The following is a 22,115-nucleotide window of genomic DNA, read 5'->3' on the forward strand; positions in this document are numbered from 1 at the left end:
TCCATATGAGGGTAAGGCCATGCCCCGTGAAATGGTTTGTATCCATGGGGTTGATGCTGACACTATTGTTGGCGGGGAGCTTGAATACTACGACTAGCGCTATCACGCAAACACCCGACCCGCCACCGACTGTTGTCACCATCCAGGTAAAAAATAAAAACCTGGAAGATGTAATGACCGAAATTTCGGTAAAAACAGGGCTAAACTTTCACTACGACAAGACTGATCTTAACCTGAAGAAAAAGATCACCTTAAACTGCAACAAAACACCCATCGATGAGGTGCTCGCGTTAATGTCAACTCAGTCAGGATTAAAGTTTACCCGAATCAATAACAAAATCATTGTAGGCGCAGCAAGTGACACCGGACCCTCACCCACTGTAGATCTGCTAAATCATGTATCACTCGAAAGGGACATCAAAGGAATAGTACGCGACAATAAAGGCACGCCGCTCCCGGGAGTAACCATACAGATTAAACACACTAATAAAGGGACCCAAACAAACGCCGATGCTGGTTTTACACTGAAAGCCAGCACCGGCGATATGCTTGTGTTTAGTAGCGTAGGTTTTTTAAACCGCGAAGTACTGGTAGGTACAGAAGATGACATCAACGTACGTATGCAGGAAAACGTGAAAGCACTGAACGAGTTGGTTGTCACTGCGCTGGGCCTGCAGAAAAAAGCCAAAGAACTTCCTTACGCTACACAACAACTGGATGGAGATGATCTTCAACTGGTGAAAGACGCCAATGTGATTAACTGTCTGAACGGGAAAACAGCCGGCGTTACTATTACCCGCAGTGCTTCCGGCGTTGGCGGCTCCGTAAGGGTAGTTTTACGTGGCAACAAATCTACCCGGGAAAATCAGCCACTGTATATTGTAGATGGAGTACCGTATGCTAATTACACGCCTTCCCAACCAACAGATGTGTGGGGGCAATCACACAATATCACCGGCGCCGGCGGCCGGGATGGCGGAGATGGTATTTCCAATATCAATCCCGATGATATTGAAAGCATCAGCATCTTGAAAGGTGCTTCCGCAGCTGCACTGTACGGCAGTCAGGCCGCGAATGGCGTGATCCTCATTACTACCAAGAAAGGGAAACCCGGCAAAAGCAAAATTGATGTTTCCTCTGATTACACCAGGGAAACACCTTCTCTCCTACCTTCTTTACAATACCGTTACGGACAAACAGATCCTCCCGGGATCGACCGCGTAGGGAAGCCGCAACCCGGTTCTCTCGGCAGTTGGGGCACGCCTGTACAGGCTCCTGACCACGTAAAAAATTTCTATAATACCGGATCCACCTGGACCAATACTATCGCCTTCAGTGGCGGCACCGAAACAGCACAAAGTTATTTTTCCTACGCCAACACCACCAACAAAGGCATATTGCCTACCAATAAATTCAACAGACATACTGTCAACCTACGCGAAACATTAAAACTGCTGAATGAAAAACTGGTAATGGACGCCAACGTTTCTTTTACTGCACAAAATACAGAGAACCGGTTGTCCTCCGGATTATACTACAGCCCTATTTCCGGTCTGTATACTTTTCCACGGGGACAGGATTTTAGTTATTATAAAAACAACTTCGAATATTACGATGCCGGCCGTAGCCTGTATATGCAGAACTGGTGGGACATCCGGAATGATAAAGGATGGATAGGGCAGGATGATCAGCAGAACCCGATGTGGGCATTGCTGCGTAACCTGCGACTGGATACCCGTTACCGGGGATTGGCCACCTTGTCGCTTACCTGGCAGCTCAATGACTGGTTAGCCGTGAAAGGACGCGCCAACTTTGATAAATCACTGGATCAGTATGAACTTGAAGCCTATGCCGGCACACAGATCGTACTGGCCGGCTCCAATGGCCGCTATACGCTGGAAAGAGAATTTAATACACAGCTCTATGGAGATCTGATGGTGAATGCCAGCAGAAAAGTAAATAAGTGGCTGAACCTATCAGGGAATATTGGCGCCAGCATTACAGACACCAAAGCACATGAACGTACTTTTAATGGCTCTAATCCCAACGCAGATCCGGGTTTGATTTATCCCAATAAGTTTTCCGTATCCAATATTACGAGCAATTCTATGGATGCGCAGCACAGTGTAGATCAGAAGCAGCTGCAGGCCCTCTTCGCAAACGTGCAGGTGGGATTTAAAAACTTCCTCTTCCTGGATCTCACCGGACGAAACGACTGGTCCAGCACCTTTGCGTTCACTTCTACCATGGATAAAGGATATTTTTATTATTCTGCCGGTCTCTCTGCTGTGTGGAGCGATATGTTTAAGATGCCGGCCCCTGTAGATTTTCTGCGCTCACGGATTTCCTATGCGCGTGTGGGCAACGACATTGCCGCTTATTCTTCCCGGCCGGCACAGTTTTCTTTACAAACTATTGCCGGTGTTAGCCGGGTAATGCTTAATCAGCGCATCCTTTATCCGGGCCTTTCCCTGGAACCGGAAGATAACCGTGCCTTTGAGATAGGACTGGAAACACATCTGCTCAAAAACAGGATTACCGCAGATATTACTTTCTACAAAAATAATAACTACAAACAGTATATGGAAGTGCCGGCTCCACTGGGTATCAAGTATAACACCTATTATCTGAACATGGGTAATATACAGAACCAGGGATTGGAAGCAACACTCACATTGACGCCTATACGTAATAAAGATCTTTCCTGGACCAGCACCATTAATTTTGCGACCAATAAAAATAAGATCGTATCGCTTACCAATTCACGGATCATTGGAGCAGACACCAGCAGCATGTTTGTGCTGACTGATTTTGGTGTGAATATGTTCGGCTCCTTTATCATGGAAGGTGGGTCGTGGGGAGATATTTACTCTAACAAAGAGTTGGTGCAGAATGAAAATGGGGCTTATATGCTGGACGCTGCAGGCAAGTTGCAAACGCGTAATGCGTTTAAAAAAGTAGGGAATCCCAATCCTGATTTTACGCTGGGGTGGAATAACAGCATAGACTATAAGAATTTAAATCTGAGCTTTTTGATAGATGGCCGTTTTGGCGGAAAAGTAATGAGCGTAACCCAGGCGGTATTAGATTGGTATGGTGTAAGTGAAACGAGCGCCCTGGCACGGGATAACGGAGGGGTAAGCATCAGGGCGGTTAATAAAGATGGTAGTCCTTATACCGGAAAAATTGACGCGCAAACTTATTACACCACCATTGGCAGCAGGGCAGGTATTGGAGAAATGTATATGTACAGCGCTACCAATATCCGTTTACGGGAATTGAGCCTGAGCTATCGCATTCCTTTGAAGTGGAAATGGATACGCAATATGCGCATGGGAATCATTGGCCGGAACCTGTTCTTTTTTGAATTACACGCACCATTTGATCCGGAAGTATCTATGGGCACCGGCAATGGTTTGCAGGGCGTAGATGTATTCGGATTACCGCCTGTGCGCAGCATGGGTATCAACCTGAGATTAGGAATTTAAAAATACTCACAAATGAAAAACTGGAAAATCACCACATTATTCGCCCTATTGGCTGTTTTGCTGGCAAGTGCCTGTACGAAAAAGTTTGCTGAGATTAACAAAAATCCCTACGATTTTGATGAAGATGAACTAAAAGCCGACTTCCGGCTGATGGGGGAACCTTTATCACAGGCGCAGTTAAACCTGCTCATTTACAACGACCCTCCTACTGCACAACTGCAACAGAATCTGAATGCAGACGTATTTTCCGGTTATATGATGGCCCCTACTCCATTTGAAGGGAATGTTAATAACACCAATTATGGGTTGCTGTATTACTGGAACAACAACCCCTGGGTAGTAACCTACGACCGGGTGATGAAGACCTGTGACTTTGCACAGATGAAATCCAAGGATACTTTTACTGATTTTTATGCCTGGGCACAGATAATCAAAGTAGAAGCCATGCATCGCCTCAGTGATATTTACGGACCAATTATTTATACCCATTATGGTGAAACCAACGGCGAAATGGGTATAGAATATGACTCCCAGCAACAAGCTTACTATGCTTTTTTCAAAGATCTGGCACAGGGCATAGATACCCTCACTGCCTATATCAAAAGAGGAGCGCCGCAACGTATCCAGGCATTTGACCTTGTATATAAAGGTGATTATACCCAGTGGGTAAAATTTGCCAACACCCTGCGTTTGCGGCTGGCTATACGTATTTCAGGTGTAGACCCTAAAAAGGCCAAAGAAGAAGGGGAAGCTGCGCTCAGTCATCCTTTAGGCTTACTGCAATCTGCGCCGGAGGATAATTTTTCGGTGAATATTTCGCCGGTTACACACCCGCTGAATATTATGTGTTATACCTGGGCAGATTTGCGAATGAGTGCTCCCATGGAATCCATTCTCACTGGTTACAAAGATCCGCGGTTATCCCATTATTTTGTGCCTACCGATGATGGTGTAAATGTATATCATGGTATCCGTAATGGCATCAAAATTTCTGCAAAAGAAGAATACAGTGGTTTTTCTCCGCTTGTCAGGTTTGAAAGTAAAATACAATTCATGACAACGGCCGAAGCATACTTCCTGAAGGCGGAAGCAGCATTGTATGGCTGGAAGGGCGCCGGGACAGCCGCAGCGAACTATGCAGCCGGTATTACTGCTTCTTTCAAACAATACAATATCAGTAACGTTAACGACTATATGAATAATAATGTGGACAAACCCAAACCCTATATTGATCCACAAAATGCAGATAACAATGTACCAGCCGGCGACAAACATTTAAGCACCATCACCATTAAATGGAACGAGGGCGACAATGTACAAACAAAGCTGGAACGCATCATCACCCAGAAATGGATTGCCATGTTTCCGGAAGGACAGGAAGCCTGGAGCGAATTTCGCCGCACCGGCTATCCTAAATTATTTCCGGTAGTGATAAATAATAGTAATGGCACTATCTCTTCAGAAAAATTTATCCGCCGCTTACCCATGCCACAACGGGAGTTGAACACAAATCCTCAGGCAGTAGCACGTGCTGTACTCACATTAAAGGGTTTAGACAATGGCGGAACTCCGCTCTGGTGGGACCTTCGATAAGAATTAAAAAAAAGTTAAGAATTTTTTAAAACCCGATAGTACTATTTATACGTACACACGACTCCTTTCCTGTAGCGCAACATTTCAGCGCTCATTAGCTATGCTGCCTGTAAAAATAGGACGTTATAAAAACAACATTTCATGTAAGGAAAACACATAACAATATACTGCTGCGACTCAACCCGGATTACACATTGCCATGAGCAATGAGGCCTTGCACGCCCCTATGGACAGGTAGCCAACAGTAAAACATGTATAATATCAGGACCCGAAGGATGGTGCGCGCCATGCTAACGGCTCCGTATTTTCTAACAATGCACGCTATTAAAAATGGTCAGTTTAATTCAACAATACAAATCCCATTTATTAACCAAAAAAAAGGCAAGTATGAAAAAAAACCTACGCCTTATGAAAGTGTGTGCTATGACCGGTCTGGCGCTCACTTCCATATTAGCAGACAGTGCATATGTGAAGGCAGCCGGCAATCCCTGGTCGCCCACATCTTCATTCCGTAGCGCTTATCAGGAAAAAGAAATCGGCGGCACCGTAAAGGATGCCAAAGGAACTTTACTTCCTGGTGTTTCCGTACAAATAAAAGGAACCACCAAAGGTACTCAGACAAATAACCAGGGTGCCTATCACCTTGCCGCAAAATCAGGTGATGTATTGGTATTCACCTCTATCGGATTTGAACCTACCGAAGTAACAGTAGGTAGCAGTGCATCAGTGAATGTAAGACTTAATGACAACGTTAAAGGATTAAATGAACTGGTAGTAACCGCACTCGGTGTAAAGAAAGCGGCCAAATCACTCACCTACTCCACACAGCGCATCGGCAACGAAGAAATCAGTACAATTAAAGATGCGAACGTAATGAACTCCCTCAATGGTAAGGCTCCTGGTATCAACATCAGCAAGAGTAGTTCCGGTGTAGGTGGTTCCGTAAAAGTAACGCTCCGTGGTAGCAAATCCGCACAGGGTTCCAACCAACCGTTGTATGTAATAGATGGTATTCCAATGACCAACTATACCACACAACAACCCAATAGTACCTGGGGTGGTGATGGTAACATTACCTACTCTCCCGGTCGTGATGGTGGTGATGGTATCTCCAACCTGAACCCCGATGATATCGAAAGTATCTCTGTATTAAAAGGTGCTTCCGCATCGGCTTTATATGGTAGTCAGGCTGCCAATGGTGTTATCCTCATTACCACTAAAAAAGGTAAAGCTGGTAATTCCAAAGTAGAATTCTCCAGCGGTATTACCCTGGATAAAGTTGCATATACTCCGAAACTGCAGAATTCATATGGTCCTACAGAACCAGGATCTACACAGAGCTGGGGTAAAGATATCAGCAACGCGCACGATAATATCGGTGATTTCTATCGTACAGGTAATACCTGGATCAATTCCATCAATTTCTCCGGTGGTACAGAAAAAGCACAAACTTTCATTTCCTACGCCAATACTACCGCACAGGGTGTAATGCCGGGCAATGACCTTAAACGTAATAACTTTACGTTCAGAGAAACCGGCAAATTCCTGAATGATAAATTAACGCTGGATGGTAATGTAAATATCGTAACACAATCTTTGGACAACGGCCCTGTAAACGGTTTATACTTTAACCCGCTGACTGGCTTGTACCTGTTCCCAAGAGGGGTGGATATGTCTCCTTACAAAACAAACTATACCAAATTTGATAAAGACCGTCAGATTGATCTGCAAAACTGGCCTTTTGATGAGGATTTACAGCAAAATCCATATTGGATCGTTAACAGGAATGGCAGCGAAGCGAAACGTAACAGAACATTGGCCAGCCTTTCCGGCAAATATGATGTTGCTGACTGGTTATATGTACAGGCACGTGGTAATATAGACCGCACCACTGATAACTATGATGGAAAAATTTACGCAGGTACACAGGGTGTATTATCAGGTCCTAATGGCCGTTACATCACCAGCGAACTCACTACTACGCAGATGTATGGTGACTTCATCGTAAACCTGAATAAATCTTTCGGTCAGTTTAAACTGAATGCACTCTTAGGTACCAGCATCAGTGATATACGTACCAAAGGTACACTCGGCGATTCTTTCAACGGTGATCTGTATGTAGCTAATTTCTTTGCATTACAGAACATGACACCAGGTAGTTTAATTCTCACGGCTCCGGAAAATCACGAACAATTACAGGCAGTATTTGGTAACGTGAACCTGTCATTTAAAGACCTCGTATTCCTGGACTTCTCCGGCCGTAACGACTGGTCTTCCAAACTGGCATTCACTCCTAATGGATCTTATTTCTATCCATCTGTAGGTGCTTCATTGATGGTACATCAGCTGCTGAACTTACCAGAACCGGTAAGCTACGGTAAGTTGCGTGTTTCTTTTGCTGATGTGGGCAACTCTGTTCCGGTGTATGTAACTAACCCAAGAAACAGGTTAGGTGCTGTAGGCGGAACATTTGTATTCAACAACCAGGCGCCTTTCACTGACCTGAAACCAGAAAGAACAAAATCATTTGAGTTAGGTACAGAATGGCGTTTCCTCCAGAACAGATTAAGCTTTGATTTCACTTACTATAAAACCAATACCAAAAATCAATACTTCCAGATTGCCGTACCACCAGGAACCGGTTATAGCTTCCGCTTCATCAATGCAGGAGATATCCAGAACTCAGGTGTGGAAGTGATGTTAGGTTACAATGTGATTAAATCCAAAGATTTCAACTGGAATACCACTATCAACTACTCTCAGAATAAAAACAAAGTGATAGAGCTGGCGCCAAACATTGATCAGTTTGTACTCACTCCTCCCAACTCTAACAACTATGCTTTAATCCTGTCGAAAGGAAGCTCTTATGGCGACATCTATGGTAAAACACTGGTGCGTGATGATCAGGGCCGTGTACAGATTGGCAGTGATGGCAAACCAGTGGTTACTTCCGACAACGTGCTGATAGGTAACCCTACTCCAAAATGGCAGGGTGGTTGGAGCAACAATCTTTCTTACAAAAACTTCAGCCTGAACTTCCTGGTAGATGGCAAATTTGGTGGTAAAGTAATGTCACTGACACAAGCCTTGCTGGATAAATACGGTGTATCTGCTGAAACCGGCGATGCACGTAAAAATGGTGGTGTAACCATCAACGGTATCAATACAGAAACTAAAAAAGAAGTGACCAAAATTGATGCTGCCACCTGGTATGGTGTAATAGGCGGACGTGATGGTGTTACCGGCGAGTACATGTACGATGGTACTGTTGTAAGATTACGTGAAACATCACTTGCTTACACTATCCCATCCAGTGTACTTGGACATGGCTTCGTAAAAAGCATCCGTATGACCCTGATTGGCAGAAACCTCTGGTACATTACCAAAAAGGCGCCATATGATCCTGAAATCACCATGTCTACCGGCAACGGTCTTTCTGGTGTAGACATTTTCAGTATGCCTGCTAACCGTAGTTATGGCTTTAGCCTGAATGTTGGATTTTAATGATGTTCACCTTTAAATCAAAGCAGATGAAAAAGATCAGATTCAAACTATACAAACCGTTAACTGCTATCGCTCTTGCGGCAGGCATACTGGCCATGAGTGCCTGTACAAAAAAATTCGAGGAATATAATACTGATAAAACCGGGTTAGGTGAAGACGACCTGAAAGCAGATTTTAACTTTATCGGTGGATTCTTTCCGCAGATTCAGTCTTCTATCTATTTCAACTTCGGCAATACCACGGCTGATTATCAGCTCCAACAAAATCTGAATGCAGATGCTTATTCCGGTTATCTGACACCTCCACATGATTTCCAGGGAAACCAGAGTAACCTGTCGTATAAGATGATTGATGGCTGGAATAGCTTCACTTTCAACCTGGCTTATAACAACGTGATGGCGCCTATTAATGAAATCAAACGCAGAGGAGCACAAACCATTGCACCTGATTTCTGGGCAGTAGCGCTGATCCTTAAAGTAGAAGCCATGCACCGGGTAACGGATGTTTACGGCCCTATTCCATACAGCAGCTATGGTAGTGGTGGTACTACTTCCTCCTATGATGCACAATCCGTTATATACGATCGTTTCTTTAAAGAGCTGGATACCGCTAATACTACACTGAAAGCTTTCGTAGCAGCGCACCCTGGCTTAACACCATTTGGTAAGTTTGATATGGTGTATGCCGGTGATTACAAGCAATGGATTAAGTTTGCCAACTCCTTACGTTTACGTTTGGCAATGCGCATTGTAAAAGTAGATGCTGCACGCGCACAGGCGGAAGGCGAAAAAGCCCTCGATCCTGCTAACGGAGGCGTAATGGAAATCAACAAGGACAACGTGCAGGTTTCCGGCTTTGGTCTGAGACATCCACTGTTTACCATTGTTACCTCCTGGACAGATTGTTCCATGAGTGCATCTATGGAATCGTTCCTCGTTGGTTATAAAGATCCGCGTCTTCCAAAGTACTTTGACCACTCTGTTAGCTATCCTAACACGTACAAAGGTATCCGTATTGGTAGCACCATTACTGCAAAACCTGGTTACACCGGTTACTCCGTTCCGGCTGTCAGAGAAACTAAAACTTTCCGTAACAACACACCTATACAGCTGATGGTATCTGCAGAAGTATTTTTCCTCCGTGCAGAAGCGGCTTTAAGAGGCTGGAAAAATGCTGGCGGAACACCACAGCAACTGTATGAAAAAGGAGTGGGTATCTCATTGGCACAATGGGATGCAGATGCTGCCAGCATTTCCAACTACCTGAATGATAATACCAGCAAGCCTATTGCATACGTAGATCCGCAGTTTGCCGTTAACAATGCACCGGCTACTACTGATATTACTATCAAATGGGATGACGCAGCCACCTTCGATAAGAAGCTGGAACGCATTATCACGCAGAAATGGATCTCCGTATTCCCTGAAGGACAGGAAGCATGGTCTGAATTCCGCAGAACCGGTTATCCTAAATTATTTACCGTGGTAAACAACTACAGCAATGGCCTGGTGAGCACCACCATCCAGATCAGAAGATTACCATTCCCGAATACAGAGTATACTTCCAACAAAGCGGAAGTGGATAAAGCAGTGACATTGCTCGGTGGGCTTGACAATGCCGGTACCCGTCTCTGGTGGGATAAACCATGATATTATTCAACTTTTTATTTTGAATCGCGTGCATAAAAAAGGCCGGTCCTGTTGAGGACCGGCATTATATAAAACCTCGCGGTTCTTAACATAATTCGCTTAGCATTCAATCAACATAGGTCACATTCAAATAATAGCCGTTGGTATTCCTGCTGACGGACTTTTTTCAGAGAGAACAAATATTTAATTTTTCATAAGAATTGGACAAAATAAAAGGCCGGTCTTGTTAAAGACCGGCTTTCCTATTTAAAGTATTTACTGAAAAAACTGGTGAAAGAACAATAACTGGTATCTGATGGCATTACCCCAGTATGCCCAGTTATGCTCCCCTGGGCGCTCCGTATAGTCGTGATCGATACCTGCCAGCAATAATTTTTTATGCAGATCCCGGTTTACATCAATAAAAAAGTCTTTTACTCCGCAGTCGATGATCAGGGATAAGGTACCTGGTTTCAGGCGTTCTATCTGTTTAATGACCGTATAGTCGGTCCAGTTAGCACCGTCTGTTCCGGGAGGGCCCAGGCGTTTTGCCAGGTCCCAGTTTTTCGGGAAGGGGCGAAGATCCACCCCACCGCTCATACTACCTGCTGCACCGAATACATCCGAATGGCGGATAGCGAGGAACAAAGCGCCGTGTCCACCCATGCTCAGACCGGCAATAGCCCGGTGGGCGGGTTCGGGCAATGTCTGGTAATGCCGATCTATATAGGCTGGAATTTCTTTGGATACATAAGTTTCAAAGCGCATGGAGCTGTCTACCGGGCTATCGAAATACCAGCTGGACACTGCTCCATCGGGGCAAACGATCATACACTGATAAGCGTCGGCCAGTTCTTTTACCATGGGCACATTCTTTACCCAGTTGGCATAATTGCCGCCGGCACCATGCAAGAGATATACCACCGGATAGCGTCGCGTACCGTTTTTATAAGACGATGGGGTAATGACCACACACTTGTAGGCACGGTGCATTTTATCGCTATAAATATTAACAGTATCTACATCCGCGGCCCTGGCTGTTTGCACCAGGCATATCAAAAGTAAAAGACGGGCTAGTCGTTTCATAACTTAGGCTTTTAAAAGGATCCTAAAAAAATAAAGCGGCTATCATACGAGATGATAGCCGCCACAAAATATAAAATAGCTTGTTTATTTCGAATTTGCTTTCTTCATTGGGTTGTCACCGGTAGAGGCACCGCGTACCGCTCCGGCTGCCTTAAACAACTCAAATTTAGATGGAGTGGCTTCCCGGGGCCAGCTGTTATTGCTTTCATCGATATCTGCGGTTTCACGCAATGGATCGATTTTTACAGCTGCTACCTGTTTATCTTTCGCAAATACTTTGGTGACTTCATTTTCATCTTTACGCCAAATATAGGCAGAGATCCGGTCTGTTTCTTTGGTGCCATCGGTAAAGGTCCACTCAATGATCAATGGCATCACGAGACCTCCCTTATTGGAGAAAGTGAGCTGGTAGAAGTTTTTCTTACTATCATACAATGCTTTCTCTTCGCGGCTTAATCCGTTGTAAAACTGGCTATAGGCAGCTTTATCTTCGGGGCTTACCTCAAAGCGGTTCCATTTGCTGTAGAAGTCCTGCAGACTGGTATCCTGATCTACGGTATATTTCACACCGGCAGCCTTGTTTTTCTGTCTGGCTACATGATCCATACCTTTATCATAGGCTGCCTGTGCTGCCTTCGCTGTTTCATTAGGATCTTTGCCATCCATCCTGTACCATTTAACGTTGTCCAGGGAGATGTCTACCGGCTCGGTACCAAAGAACCATCCGCGCCAAAACCAGTCCAGATCAACTGCAGAAGCATCTTCCATCGTGCGGAAAAAGTCTGCCGGTGTAGGATGTTTGAAAGCCCAGCGGCGTGCATATTCACGGAAAGCGAAATCAAACAGATCGCGGCCCATGACTGTTTCCCGGAGAATATTCAATGCAGTAGCCGGTTTAGCGTAGGCATTAGGTCCAAACTGTACAATATTCTCGGAGTTTGTCATAATCGGCTCCAGCTGATCTTTTGGCATCTTCATATAATCCACAATCTTATGCGCAGGTCCGCGGCCGGATGGGAAGTTGCTATCCCACTCCTGTTCCGCCATAAACTGGCAGAAAGTATTCAGGCCTTCATCCATCCAGGTCCACTGTCTTTCATCAGAGTTCACAATCATGGGGAAGAAGTTATGCCCTACTTCGTGGGTGATAACGCCTATCATACCGTTTTTGGTGGATTCAGAATAGGTACCGTCTTTATCAGCACGGCCGTAGTTGAAACAAATCATCGGGTATTCCATCCCGTTCGCCGCTTCTACTGAAATAGCCACCGGGTAAGGGTAAGGGATGGTATGTTTAGAATAGGATTTTACCGTATGTGCTACTACTTTGGAAGAATAACGGCGATAAAGCGGGTAGGCTTCGGGACCATAGTACGACATGGCCATTACCTTATTGCCTTCTACATTGGTGGCCAGCGCATCCCAAACAATACGGCGGGAAGATACCAGTGCAAAGTCGCGTACATTCTGCGCTTCGTATACCCATGTCTTGGTATTCGCTGCGCTGCCCTGCATCGCTTTCTTTGCTTCATCGAGGGTAACAACTTCCACTGGCTCTTTACTGGTTTGTGCCTGCTGCCAGCGCTGGTATTGCGCTGGTGTCAGCACTTCCCGGTAGTTCTGGCATTCGCCGGTGGCGCCTACCACGTGGTCGGCGGGCACTGTCATGCGTACACGAAAATTACCGAAGGTGAGTGCAAACTCTCCTCTTCCTGTAAACTGTTTGTTTTGCCAGCCCTGAAAATCGGAATACACGGCTAAGCGTGGATACCATTGGGCAATGGTATACAGGTAATTTTTATCTTCCGGAAAATATTCATAACCACCGCGGCCGCCTACGGTCATACGATCAGAGATGTTATACCACCAGGATACTTTGAAGCGGTATTTCTCGCCCGGCATCAATGGTTTAGGCAGGTCAATGCGCATCATGGTCTGGTTAACCGTATAAGGCAGTGCTGTACCATTTGCATCGGTGAGCTTCACGATCTTCACACCGAGGTCTTTAGTGGAGGGCAACAGGCTGTTCAACGTAGCCATGGTCATTTTATCTGACATACGGCTTTCGTTAAACTGCTGGTTATCGCTGTTAGGGTCGTGTTCATTCTCATCGAGCTGTAACCAGAGATAGGTGAGCGGGTCGGGAGAATTGTTGAAGTAGGTGATGGTTTCTGCGCCGGTCAGCTTTTGCTTTGCATCGTCCAGTTGGGCCTCTATTTCGTAGTCGGCGCGTTGTTGCCAGTATTTTGGCCCGGGAGCGCCGGAAGCAGAGCGGTACATGTTAGGCGTTTGCAGCATAGTGCCCAGCTGCTCAAAACGGTTGCCATGGTTGGATCCCGGGTTGTTCTGCGCCTGCAACGTGCATAGGCTGCCACACAGTACCCCGGCGAGGTAAAGATATTTTCTCATAAACAGTATTAAAAAAACAGCGCTCTCACGCCTTGTATAACCATTAAAAAAGCAATTCCAAATGTAGCAGACGACAGGAACATATTCCAATCGCGGCGTTTAATATGCCCAATTTTCACGATTCCGGTTGATATAAGCAGTATACTCATCACGATGAGGATCTGCCCGAATTCCAGCCCTAAATTAAATCCCAGGAGTGGTTGAACAATATTTGCCTGGCTGCCAAGCAAACTTTTCAGATAATTGGAAAACCCCAATCCGTGAATTAATCCAAAAAACAGTGCGTAAAAATAGTTGAGCTGTAATTTCTGCGGCTCTTCGTCCCTTCGCAGGATATTGGAGATGGCCGTCACACAAATGGTGACAGGTATCAGGAATTCCACCAGCGGGCCGGGTATACGGATAATATGTAATACACTCAATGCCAGGGTAATAGAATGTCCAACCGTAAAAGCGGTTACCAACACCAGCACTTTTCTCCAATCACGCAGTAAGTAAATGGCACTCAACGCTATTACAAAGAGAATATGATCATAAGCATCCCAATTTATAATATGTTGCCACCCTAACTGAAAATACAACTCATCCATTGTGCACTGCTTTCTATAATTTTGGTAAGTATAAAGCGTAAAAGTTAATTTTAAAAAAAATATTAGTCCAGTGGGTTTATTATTATGTAAATGGTGGATGACTTTATGGCTGACGGCACTGCACCCCTTCTATGCCAGTGTAACGGAGATTTCCCATAATGCCGATAAAAAGGAACTGCAGGTAAGTTGCCGCATTTTCGCAGATGACCTGGAAAATACGCTCAAAGCACAGTATAAAACATCGTTTGATATTACGCATCCCGCCAACCGCAAGCAGGTAGAGGGCTACATTGCCGCCTATTTAGCGCAGCACCTGGCCGTTACCCTGGATGGTAAAAATATTCCCCTGCGGTTTATCGGGTATAAAATAGAAGAAGATGCGGTGTGGAGCTTCCTGGAAGCGGAAAATGTACCTGTGCCCAAGAAAGTGCAGGTGAAGAATGATTTGCTATATGAAAGGCATGCTACGCAAACGAATATGATCCATGTGCTGGTGCAGGGAGAAAGAAAGAGTGTGAAGCTGGATAATCCGAAGGATGTAGCGGTGATGGGGTTTTGAGATCAGCCATCGCCCACGCCGCCGGACATTGCAAACCAGCGGCGACAGGCAAATAGCAGATCATTACGTGGCGTTATAATGATCGTAAGAAATACATCTATTTCAAAGGCATCGCTATATTCTCAGCAGTAGCCCTTCTTTTATTATTTATCGTAATACCCAGCGCGCCAAACAATACTTTAGGCACTCCATTTTCCAGATACAAACAGGGTCTTTCGGGAGATTCGTTCGCCTTCGTACCATCGGCAAACAGTGGATACCAGGGCGCTACTGCGGGATATTTCGCAGGTTGCCAATCTATCCCATCTGTGGAACGCAACAAGGCCCAGGTAGCCGTTTTCTTACTAAAAACGCCCATCACATCGCGTACAATAGCATAATTCACCCCCTTATAATGCCAAAGAAAAGGATCTTCCGCCATCATATACATGCCCTCCCGGCCGGGTATCTTCGCTTCAAAGATTGGTTCGGGATGTTTCGTAAAGGGTCCTGCTAATGATTTGGCGAAAGCCACACCAAAACGAACCTGCCCACCCTGCAGTTTTCCATTCTTACCAACTTCTTTATATACCAGGATCGCCCTTCCCTGCTCATCTACCGTTATGCCCGGATTCGATACCATCAACGCATCATAGGCTGTGCTATCTTTACCAATATCAAGCACCGGTTTATCAAAACGCTCCCATACTGCCTCCGGATCATCGGCCATCGCTACACCAATACGTTGGTTGTTCCTGTATTCCCACCAGTTTGGGTCTCCCATTGAAATAGGTGCTTTTAGCGTACTGTTACCGGTAGTACCCATGTAGAAGAGATAATATTTTCCTTTGTACACGATGGCAGCGGGATTGTGTGTACAGGTGCCATCCCAGTACTGGCCTCCTCTTGGCGCAAGAATCACTTTTACGTGCCGGTAAGGTCCACCCGGTTGGTCTGCAACCGCCAGCGCAATTTCTGAACGGTTTACCCACGCAAAATGACCATCGGCGATCGGCCACCGGCTGTAGAACATATAGAATTTGCCATTCTTTCCTTTTACTACTGACCCGCACCAGATATTGTACAAACTATCTTTAAAAATATTTGTAGCCGGAATTGGTTGTACCATGGAAAAAATGTTCACGTCATCCATAGAAATAAGATTTCCTGCTTTGTCCAGCTCAGGATGCTGTGCCAGCGCATGGCTTACGGATACGATGAACAATGAGCACAGGATAAATCCTTTAAATTGATGCAGCATAAGTTGTTCGTTGTCTTTTTCAATCAGGAAATAAATCTGGTCCCGCTTTCCAATCATCTGCATTTCATTAACGGTGGAAACTTCTCAAATATACTGCTACAGGTGGCATTACATTCATAAATGAAAACGAAGTGGCCGGGAACGTTCCCGTTTCAACCGTCACTTTTATTGCTGAAATAAACACATCTGTGCTTATAACTAAAAACGAGGAATCCCACTACATTGCTGTTTGCGGACATCCTCGTTCTTCAATAATTTTAAAGATGCTTTTGATTTGTGATGCTGTTATCGGGCAGCCCTTTTAAAGTCCTTCAGGCAACGAAAACATCCCTGTCCACCAGCGCCTGGAAGGCATCTTCCATTGTTTCTTTCATTGGACGAAAAGTAACGCCCAATTCTCTCCTGATTTTAGCATTGTCCGCTTTCCAGGGAATGTCTACATTGTTTTGTATAAACCTCCTTGTCAGTATTTTATTGGCTATTGGTCCGATGAGCATTAACAACCATTTCGGAACAGCACTTTTAGGAAGTGGAAACTTAGTACCGTATTTTGGCAACAACATTCGTGCGATCTCCAGCAGATCAGTATTATGGCCGGAGGTAATATACCGGCCACTGGCGTTAGGCGAAAAGCCTGCTTGAAAATGCGCCTCAGCCACATCCCTTACATCAACGAGTCCCAGCCCGACTCTGGGAATGCCCCGTTTCATGCTGCCATCTCCCAGTTGCTTTAAAAGTTTGAAGCTCTCAGAAGAAGTGTCATTGGGATTCAGCGGGGGACCAAGTATCAGACTGGGATTGATGGTTACAAGATCAAAATGGGACTGCCGGCCGGCAACTTCCCATGCTTTCTTTTCCGCCAATGTTTTTGAATAATTATATGGTTGATAGTTCAGTGAAGCGGTGCTGTTCCATACCTTTTCAGTAAGGATACCGTTAGATGCATTCACCGAATCGATGGCATCCGTATAAATTGCTGCACAACTACTGGTAAGCACCACTCTTTTCACGGAAGACGTAAGCAACGCAGCTTGCAGCACATTCTCCGTCCCTTTCACGGCTGGATCGATCAGTTCTTTCTGAGGATCTTTTGCACTTGAGAAAAAAGGAGATGCGGTATGAAAAACAAGCTCGCAGCCCTGCATCGCCATATCATATGATCCTTTTTGCAACAAATCAGCCTGGAAAAATCGGATCGTCCCTTGCGTGGCGGCTGCGATCGCCCTCAGATGTCCATTTTTTTTATTGTTATCAGGATCGCGTACAGCAGCATGTACCGTTATACCAGCCTCCAGTAACCGTTTTACCAGCCAGCTGGCCAGGTAGCCATTGGCACCGGTGACGAGTACCGGTTTACTTTTATCAATCTTCTGCATTCTTATTATTTTTTGTTGATGTAAAATTGCGTGTATAACCCTGCAATAATTAACACCAATCCATGAAATAATAACACAAAACCGGGTTACCCGTGGGAAGCGGTGGGCACGGAAACCCCTGCTTCACAAGTGATGAAGTAGTTTACAAAAGTGGGCGCTTACTTAATTTTTGTTGGAACTTAGCCGGTATTCCTGGGGTGAGAACCCGGTTCTTAACTTGAACAACCTGCTGAAATAATGAGGATAATTAAAGCCAAGTTGATACGCAATTTCACTGATGGAATCAGTCTCGCTTAATAGCAGGGTCTTAGCTTTTTCGACAATAAAATTATTGATATGATCCTTTGCTGCGTAACCTGTTTCCTTTTTCAGTAAATCGCTCAGATAGCTTTGTGAAAGGTGTACCTGCCCTGCAAAGTATTCTATCGATGGAATCCCATTCTCAGCGAATTTCCCTGAAGTATAATAATCTTTTAATAAAGATTCGAACTGAGACATAATGTCATTACTCGCTGTACTTCGCGTATTAAACTGACGCTCGTAAAAGCGGGTGCAAAAATTCAGAATAAGTTCCAGTGAAGAAACGATCACTTTTCGACTGTGATGATCGATCCGTTGTGTGATTTCCGATTGAATAAGGTCCCTGCATTCTATGATCGTTTTTTGCTCTGCAGCAGATAAATGAAGTGCTTCATGCACATCATAGGAAAAAAAGTGGTAATGCTCAATATTCTTACCCAGCGGTGTATTCCTTATTAAATCAGGATGAAAGAAAAGCATCCAACCACAGTCTTCACCGGCTATTTGTTCTTCGTCAGATCGTACCACCTGGTTGGGTGCTGTAAAGAACATGGCACCTTCAGCAAAGTCATAGCTGTTCCTACCATACTCTATGCCGCACTCCTTGTCCTTGAGTCCGATCGTATATAAGTCAGAAGTTACTTTAATGCCTACCCATTTCTTCCCCAGGTCCAATGCGGCCATATCTAAAATAGAAATTAACGGATGTGCAGGCTTTTCAGCACCCATCAGTTCATGTAATTGCGAGATTGATTTTACTCTTATGATCTCCTCCATCACAATGCTTTTTATTTACAAAAATACGCCGGCTAATGGGGAAAGGTAACACAAATCATGGCCAAACAAACACTCTTTGCGGATATCCGTTGTAATTATTGGTTAGTTTCTATTATCCACAAATTTCACCGGTTTACGGCTGTTCTCAGGAAACTGCATCCGCATAATATCCTGCTGACTGGTATACCTAACCTGCGGTATTACACGCAATTTTGCCTGCAAATATGATTTTATCTTGCGGTCCATCTCTTCGGATTCTTCCCGGGGCCAGAGGTGCAAAAGAATCTCATCAGTGCCGAGTTCATTGGAGAATACTTCTACCACAAATTCTTTCACATCTTCCATATCATTCAGCAAATCAAATAGCGCAGGCGGATACAGGGTAGTGCCTTTATATTTAATCATCTGTTTTTTACGACCTATTACGGGAGATAACCTTAGCGTGTGTCTGCCGCAGCTGCATACATCGTAATGGTACTGACAGATATCACCAGTTTTATAACGCAGCAGGGGCATGCCTTCCACGCCAAGCGTGGTAATAGTCACTTCTCCTTCCTCGCCCGGGGCAACCGGCCGATTATTTTCATCCAGTAACTCTACGTAAAGCAGTTCCGGATGATGATGCCCCCCCTGACCTGCGGCGCACTCTGTAAAGGCCGTCTGCATTTCAGTAGACGCATAGGTGGAATATAGTTTGATATCCCATTGCTCCGTAATCTTTTTGCCTAATACATTCAGGGAAAAATCTGTGTTACGGATGTTTTCACCAATACATACTGCTTTCTTTACAGAAGTCTGGTTAATATCTATCTGATGCTCTTTTGCGTAAGCAATCAATTTAACAATAAAAGAAGGTACCCCTACGATGGTAGTAGGTTTTATGCGTTGTATGTTTTCCCACTGCATACTTGGCACACCAGGACCTACGCGCAATACACCGGCGCCCAGTTTACGGATGCCGTTGTAATAGGCCATGCCAGCCATAAACTGCCGGTCCAGCGTGAGCATCAGTTGATAAATATCACTGCTGGTACCATCGGCACAACAAAAAGAAATGTATTCGTTGTAGCTTAAACGTTGCAGGTCTTTTTCTGTTAACGCCACAATAACTGGCCGCCCCAGGGTACCGGAAGTAGTGGTATATTCAGCGATATTACTTTTATCTACACATAAAAATTCCCAGTTATGTTCCTGTAGATCTTCTTTGGAGACAGGAGGAATCAGGGAGAATGCTTCCAGCGACTGAACCTGGTCTGCGGCAATACCATGTTTTTTAAACCATGATTTATAGAAAGGTGAAAACTCCCGCAGGTAGCCCAGCAGGCGCATCACTTCCTTTTCCTGGTAAGCCCTGATGGCTGCTTTCGACTGTAGTTCAATATCTGGTATGTACATTTTTCGAAAATTACAAATTACGAATTACGAATTTCAAATGGTGGATCCTAATTTGAAATTCGTAATTCGTAATTCCAATTATTAATTATCCTTCTATAATAACCATTGCAATAGCGGCACTTTTTTCATGAGATAAAGAAACCCATATTTTTTTTATGCCCAGCAAAGTATATCTGTTTGCTCCGTTACCTATTAAAAAAATCTCCGGCTTTCCTGCTTCATCATTGCGGACCTCAATTTCATCGAAATTGATGCCACCATTTCCCCAGCCGGTACCAAATGCTTTGAGCATGGCTTCCTTGGCAGCGAAGCGGGCGGCAAAACTTTCTGCCGGATTCGTCTGCTTTTCGCAATAACTGATTTCAAAAGGAGTAAATACCAGGTTCCGGAATCCATCCCCTTTCGCCAGCTTTGCGGCTATGCGCGGTACTTCCACAATGTCTGTTCCAATACCAATGATCATATAGCTGTTAGCTTTTAGCGGTTAGCTGTTAGTTTACTGTTACAAAGTGCCAGTTGCCTACGGATATGATCTTCTTCTCCTTTGGTAGCAATTACTTTCGTTAAACCTGTTTCATAATATTGCTTTGCCGTAGCATATGCTTTGCGCTTATATTCGTAATCTCCTGCCAGCACATAGGTATGATAATATGCCGGGTTAGCCGCAATCAATGCTTTGATATCTACTGTTGCTCCTTCCCTGATCTGGTCTCTCAGTTTACGGTAGGTATTAAAAGCAAGGTAATCTTTTGATACCAGGAAGCTGTCAGCAGCAATATTCTGTGCGCTGTCGTATACTTCATGATCTGAAGTAAGACCGTGCATAGCAAAGATCTTGTTGAGATCATAGGCTACAAACTGCCCCTCCTGCCAGGGTGATGTAGATACCCATACCATGCCTTTTTTAGGCTCAAATACAATAGAGTGATGCGCTATCAACTGATTGATGGCCTTTTCATTCCCCAGGCCAATATCTGTATTGTGCAGGCCACCGCGGTCACGCAGGATACTCACTGTTTTTTGTACGGTATTAGGTCCTTTCTCCTTCATCAGTTCTGTCAGCCGCTCGTAGCGGTATTCAGAAGCACTTTCTCTGATCTGTAATTTATTGGAAGTAAGACTACCCAATGAATCGCCCTGGAAGTGATTGGTGCAGGTAATAAAGTTTTTACCGGAAGTGTACATATCCATGCCCTCCGGTGTTTTTTCGATGATCACCGCTTTATTATCTTCTGCAGAACCTATCAGGAAAGATTCTGATACAAACATCTTCCGTTTCTTCGCAATGTCCCATGCCTCCCGGATATTTTTTGCATACTGCAGAATTTCCCTGGCCACCAGTGATACGGGCGTAGCTGCAGCAGTAGGTACTGAAGTTTTGGCAGCATTAATGGTAACGGTCAACCCTTTATCATTCATACCGGATACTACTCCTGTAAAACCGCCCCAGGACACAAACATAAAGTTATGGCCTTTTTCAGGGCGATAGAATACCACCATCTTATCTGCTGCAAAATCATCTCCCATATAAAAATCGAAGTTCCTTCCAATGATCAGGTTGCTGTCGGCGGATTGATCATTCCAGGTACCGAAGGACGTACAACCCACCAGCATCATACCCTGCAGGGCATGTCCTATATCATGTGCGGCATGATAGTTCATTAACCGGGCATAGTTAGTCCCTATATAATCATAGTTAGGGGAAGCAGAGAAAGATTCTCCATAAATTTCTTCTTTAAATTCTTCCGGTACATGATCCGGCAGGTTGCGGTTAAACCAGCCGATAAAATATTTGAGGAAATGCAGATAGAAAGTAGATGGCACCATTTTACTGAACTGCGCCACAAATACATCTTCCTGGCGACGGATCAGTTCTCCGGAGAGTTTGCCGTTGATCACTCCTCTTTCAAAAGGAGCGCCTTCCACATACATTTCATACAAGCCACTGCTGCTTTTGCGGAACCAGTTGTTACCTAAAGTATAGCAGGTACTGTCGATCTGTGTACGCTGCAATTGTAATGCGCGCTGATCGGCAACAACAGGCGGCTTCACTCTGCTCACCACTACCAGGTAAACAGCCAGTCCGATGAAGAGTAATAAAAAAACACCGATGATGTATAAGAGTATGCGTCCAAGTCTTCTCCAGCCGCTTCGTTTCTTTTTTTCCACT

Annotated in this window: 14 protein-coding genes; 5 read left to right on the forward strand and 9 right to left on the reverse strand. The window is 44.8% G+C overall.

Features of this window, described 5'->3' with window-relative positions:
• Positions 1-5 precede the first annotated feature (5 nt).
• From AB4Z08_RS03390 to AB4Z08_RS03405, 4 genes are all read left to right on the forward strand, one after another.
• A complete protein-coding gene (locus AB4Z08_RS03390; protein ID WP_441572363.1) occupies positions 6-3,488 on the forward strand; it encodes a SusC/RagA family TonB-linked outer membrane protein in 3,483 nt (1,160 codons plus the stop codon).
• Positions 3,489-3,500: 12 nt separating this feature from the next.
• Positions 3,501-5,081 carry a SusD/RagB family nutrient-binding outer membrane lipoprotein gene (locus AB4Z08_RS03395; RefSeq protein WP_441572364.1) on the forward strand — a complete coding sequence of 527 codons (1,581 nt, stop codon included), beginning with the start codon at positions 3,501-3,503 and terminating at the stop codon, positions 5,079-5,081.
• Positions 5,082-5,468: 387 nt separating this feature from the next.
• On the forward strand, positions 5,469-8,585 hold the full coding sequence (locus AB4Z08_RS03400) for a SusC/RagA family TonB-linked outer membrane protein (protein WP_441572365.1): 3,117 nt from the start codon (positions 5,469-5,471) through the stop codon (positions 8,583-8,585).
• A gap of 26 nt (positions 8,586-8,611) precedes the next feature.
• Positions 8,612-10,234 (forward strand): RagB/SusD family nutrient uptake outer membrane protein, encoded by a 1,623-nt coding sequence (locus tag AB4Z08_RS03405; protein ID WP_441572366.1) that lies wholly within the window; start codon positions 8,612-8,614, stop codon positions 10,232-10,234.
• A gap of 255 nt (positions 10,235-10,489) precedes the next feature.
• Here the strand turns inward: AB4Z08_RS03405 and AB4Z08_RS03410 are convergent, their stop codons facing one another.
• The 3 genes from AB4Z08_RS03410 to AB4Z08_RS03420 all read right to left on the reverse strand — a co-directional run bounded on the left by AB4Z08_RS03410 (position 10,490) and on the right by AB4Z08_RS03420 (position 14,298).
• Complete coding sequence (locus AB4Z08_RS03410) at positions 10,490-11,299, reverse strand: alpha/beta hydrolase (protein WP_441572367.1); 810 nt, start codon at positions 11,297-11,299, stop codon at positions 10,490-10,492.
• A gap of 84 nt (positions 11,300-11,383) precedes the next feature.
• Entirely contained in the window at positions 11,384-13,708 is a 2,325-nt protein-coding gene (locus AB4Z08_RS03415) for a M1 family metallopeptidase (protein WP_441572368.1), read from the reverse strand.
• Positions 13,709-13,716: 8 nt separating this feature from the next.
• On the reverse strand, positions 13,717-14,298 hold the full coding sequence (locus AB4Z08_RS03420; RefSeq protein WP_441572369.1) for a HupE/UreJ family protein: 582 nt from the start codon (positions 14,296-14,298) through the stop codon (positions 13,717-13,719).
• A 70-nt stretch (positions 14,299-14,368) separates the two neighbouring features.
• Here AB4Z08_RS03420 and AB4Z08_RS03425 point away from each other — a divergent pair, with 70 nt between their 5' ends.
• Positions 14,369-14,857 carry a DUF6702 family protein gene (locus tag AB4Z08_RS03425; protein WP_441572370.1) on the forward strand — a complete coding sequence of 163 codons (489 nt, stop codon included), beginning with the start codon at positions 14,369-14,371 and terminating at the stop codon, positions 14,855-14,857.
• A 97-nt stretch (positions 14,858-14,954) separates the two neighbouring features.
• On the opposite strand, the gene AB4Z08_RS03430 is transcribed toward AB4Z08_RS03425, so the two are convergent.
• The 6 genes from AB4Z08_RS03430 to AB4Z08_RS03455 all read right to left on the reverse strand — a co-directional run bounded on the left by AB4Z08_RS03430 (position 14,955) and on the right by AB4Z08_RS03455 (position 22,114).
• Entirely contained in the window at positions 14,955-16,154 is a 1,200-nt protein-coding gene (locus AB4Z08_RS03430) for a glycoside hydrolase family protein (RefSeq protein ID WP_441572371.1), read from the reverse strand.
• 254 nt (positions 16,155-16,408) lie between these two features.
• A complete protein-coding gene (locus tag AB4Z08_RS03435) occupies positions 16,409-17,473 on the reverse strand; it encodes an NAD-dependent epimerase/dehydratase family protein (RefSeq protein ID WP_441572372.1) in 1,065 nt (354 codons plus the stop codon).
• Positions 17,474-17,635: 162 nt separating this feature from the next.
• Complete coding sequence (locus AB4Z08_RS03440; RefSeq protein ID WP_441572373.1) at positions 17,636-18,550, reverse strand: helix-turn-helix domain-containing protein; 915 nt, start codon at positions 18,548-18,550, stop codon at positions 17,636-17,638.
• A gap of 102 nt (positions 18,551-18,652) precedes the next feature.
• The gene (locus tag AB4Z08_RS03445) at positions 18,653-19,945 is read right to left on the reverse strand and encodes a phenylacetate--CoA ligase family protein (RefSeq protein WP_441572374.1); all 1,293 of its coding nucleotides are present in this window, start codon (positions 19,943-19,945) and stop codon (positions 18,653-18,655) included.
• 85 nt (positions 19,946-20,030) lie between these two features.
• Positions 20,031-20,408: a holo-ACP synthase gene (gene acpS, locus AB4Z08_RS03450; RefSeq protein ID WP_441572375.1), complete on the reverse strand. Its 378-nt coding sequence runs from the start codon at positions 20,406-20,408 to the stop codon at positions 20,031-20,033.
• A gap of 14 nt (positions 20,409-20,422) precedes the next feature.
• Positions 20,423-22,114 carry a C45 family autoproteolytic acyltransferase/hydolase gene (locus tag AB4Z08_RS03455; protein ID WP_441572376.1) on the reverse strand — a complete coding sequence of 564 codons (1,692 nt, stop codon included), beginning with the start codon at positions 22,112-22,114 and terminating at the stop codon, positions 20,423-20,425.
• Between the last annotated feature and the right edge of the window lies 1 nt (position 22,115).

Source organism: Chitinophaga sp. RAB17, from assembly GCF_052114225.1.
In the GTDB taxonomy this organism is placed as follows: Bacteria; Bacteroidota; Bacteroidia; order Chitinophagales; family Chitinophagaceae; genus Chitinophaga.

Coding starts and splice junctions, on each gene's coding strand:
- AB4Z08_RS03390 (WP_441572363.1), top strand. CDS start 6: ATGAGGGTAAGGCCATGCCCCGTGAAATGGTTTGTATCCATGGGGTTG.
- AB4Z08_RS03395 (WP_441572364.1), top strand. CDS start 3,501: ATGAAAAACTGGAAAATCACCACATTATTCGCCCTATTGGCTGTTTTG.
- AB4Z08_RS03400 (WP_441572365.1), top strand. CDS start 5,469: ATGAAAAAAAACCTACGCCTTATGAAAGTGTGTGCTATGACCGGTCTG.
- AB4Z08_RS03405 (WP_441572366.1), top strand. CDS start 8,612: ATGAAAAAGATCAGATTCAAACTATACAAACCGTTAACTGCTATCGCT.
- AB4Z08_RS03410 (WP_441572367.1), bottom strand. CDS start 11,299: ATGAAACGACTAGCCCGTCTTTTACTTTTGATATGCCTGGTGCAAACA.
- AB4Z08_RS03415 (WP_441572368.1), bottom strand. CDS start 13,708: ATGAGAAAATATCTTTACCTCGCCGGGGTACTGTGTGGCAGCCTATGC.
- AB4Z08_RS03420 (WP_441572369.1), bottom strand. CDS start 14,298: ATGGATGAGTTGTATTTTCAGTTAGGGTGGCAACATATTATAAATTGG.
- AB4Z08_RS03430 (WP_441572371.1), bottom strand. CDS start 16,154: ATGATTGGAAAGCGGGACCAGATTTATTTCCTGATTGAAAAAGACAAC.
- AB4Z08_RS03435 (WP_441572372.1), bottom strand. CDS start 17,473: ATGCAGAAGATTGATAAAAGTAAACCGGTACTCGTCACCGGTGCCAAT.
- AB4Z08_RS03440 (WP_441572373.1), bottom strand. CDS start 18,550: ATGGAGGAGATCATAAGAGTAAAATCAATCTCGCAATTACATGAACTG.
- AB4Z08_RS03445 (WP_441572374.1), bottom strand. CDS start 19,945: ATGTACATACCAGATATTGAACTACAGTCGAAAGCAGCCATCAGGGCT.
- acpS (WP_441572375.1), bottom strand. CDS start 20,408: ATGATCATTGGTATTGGAACAGACATTGTGGAAGTACCGCGCATAGCC.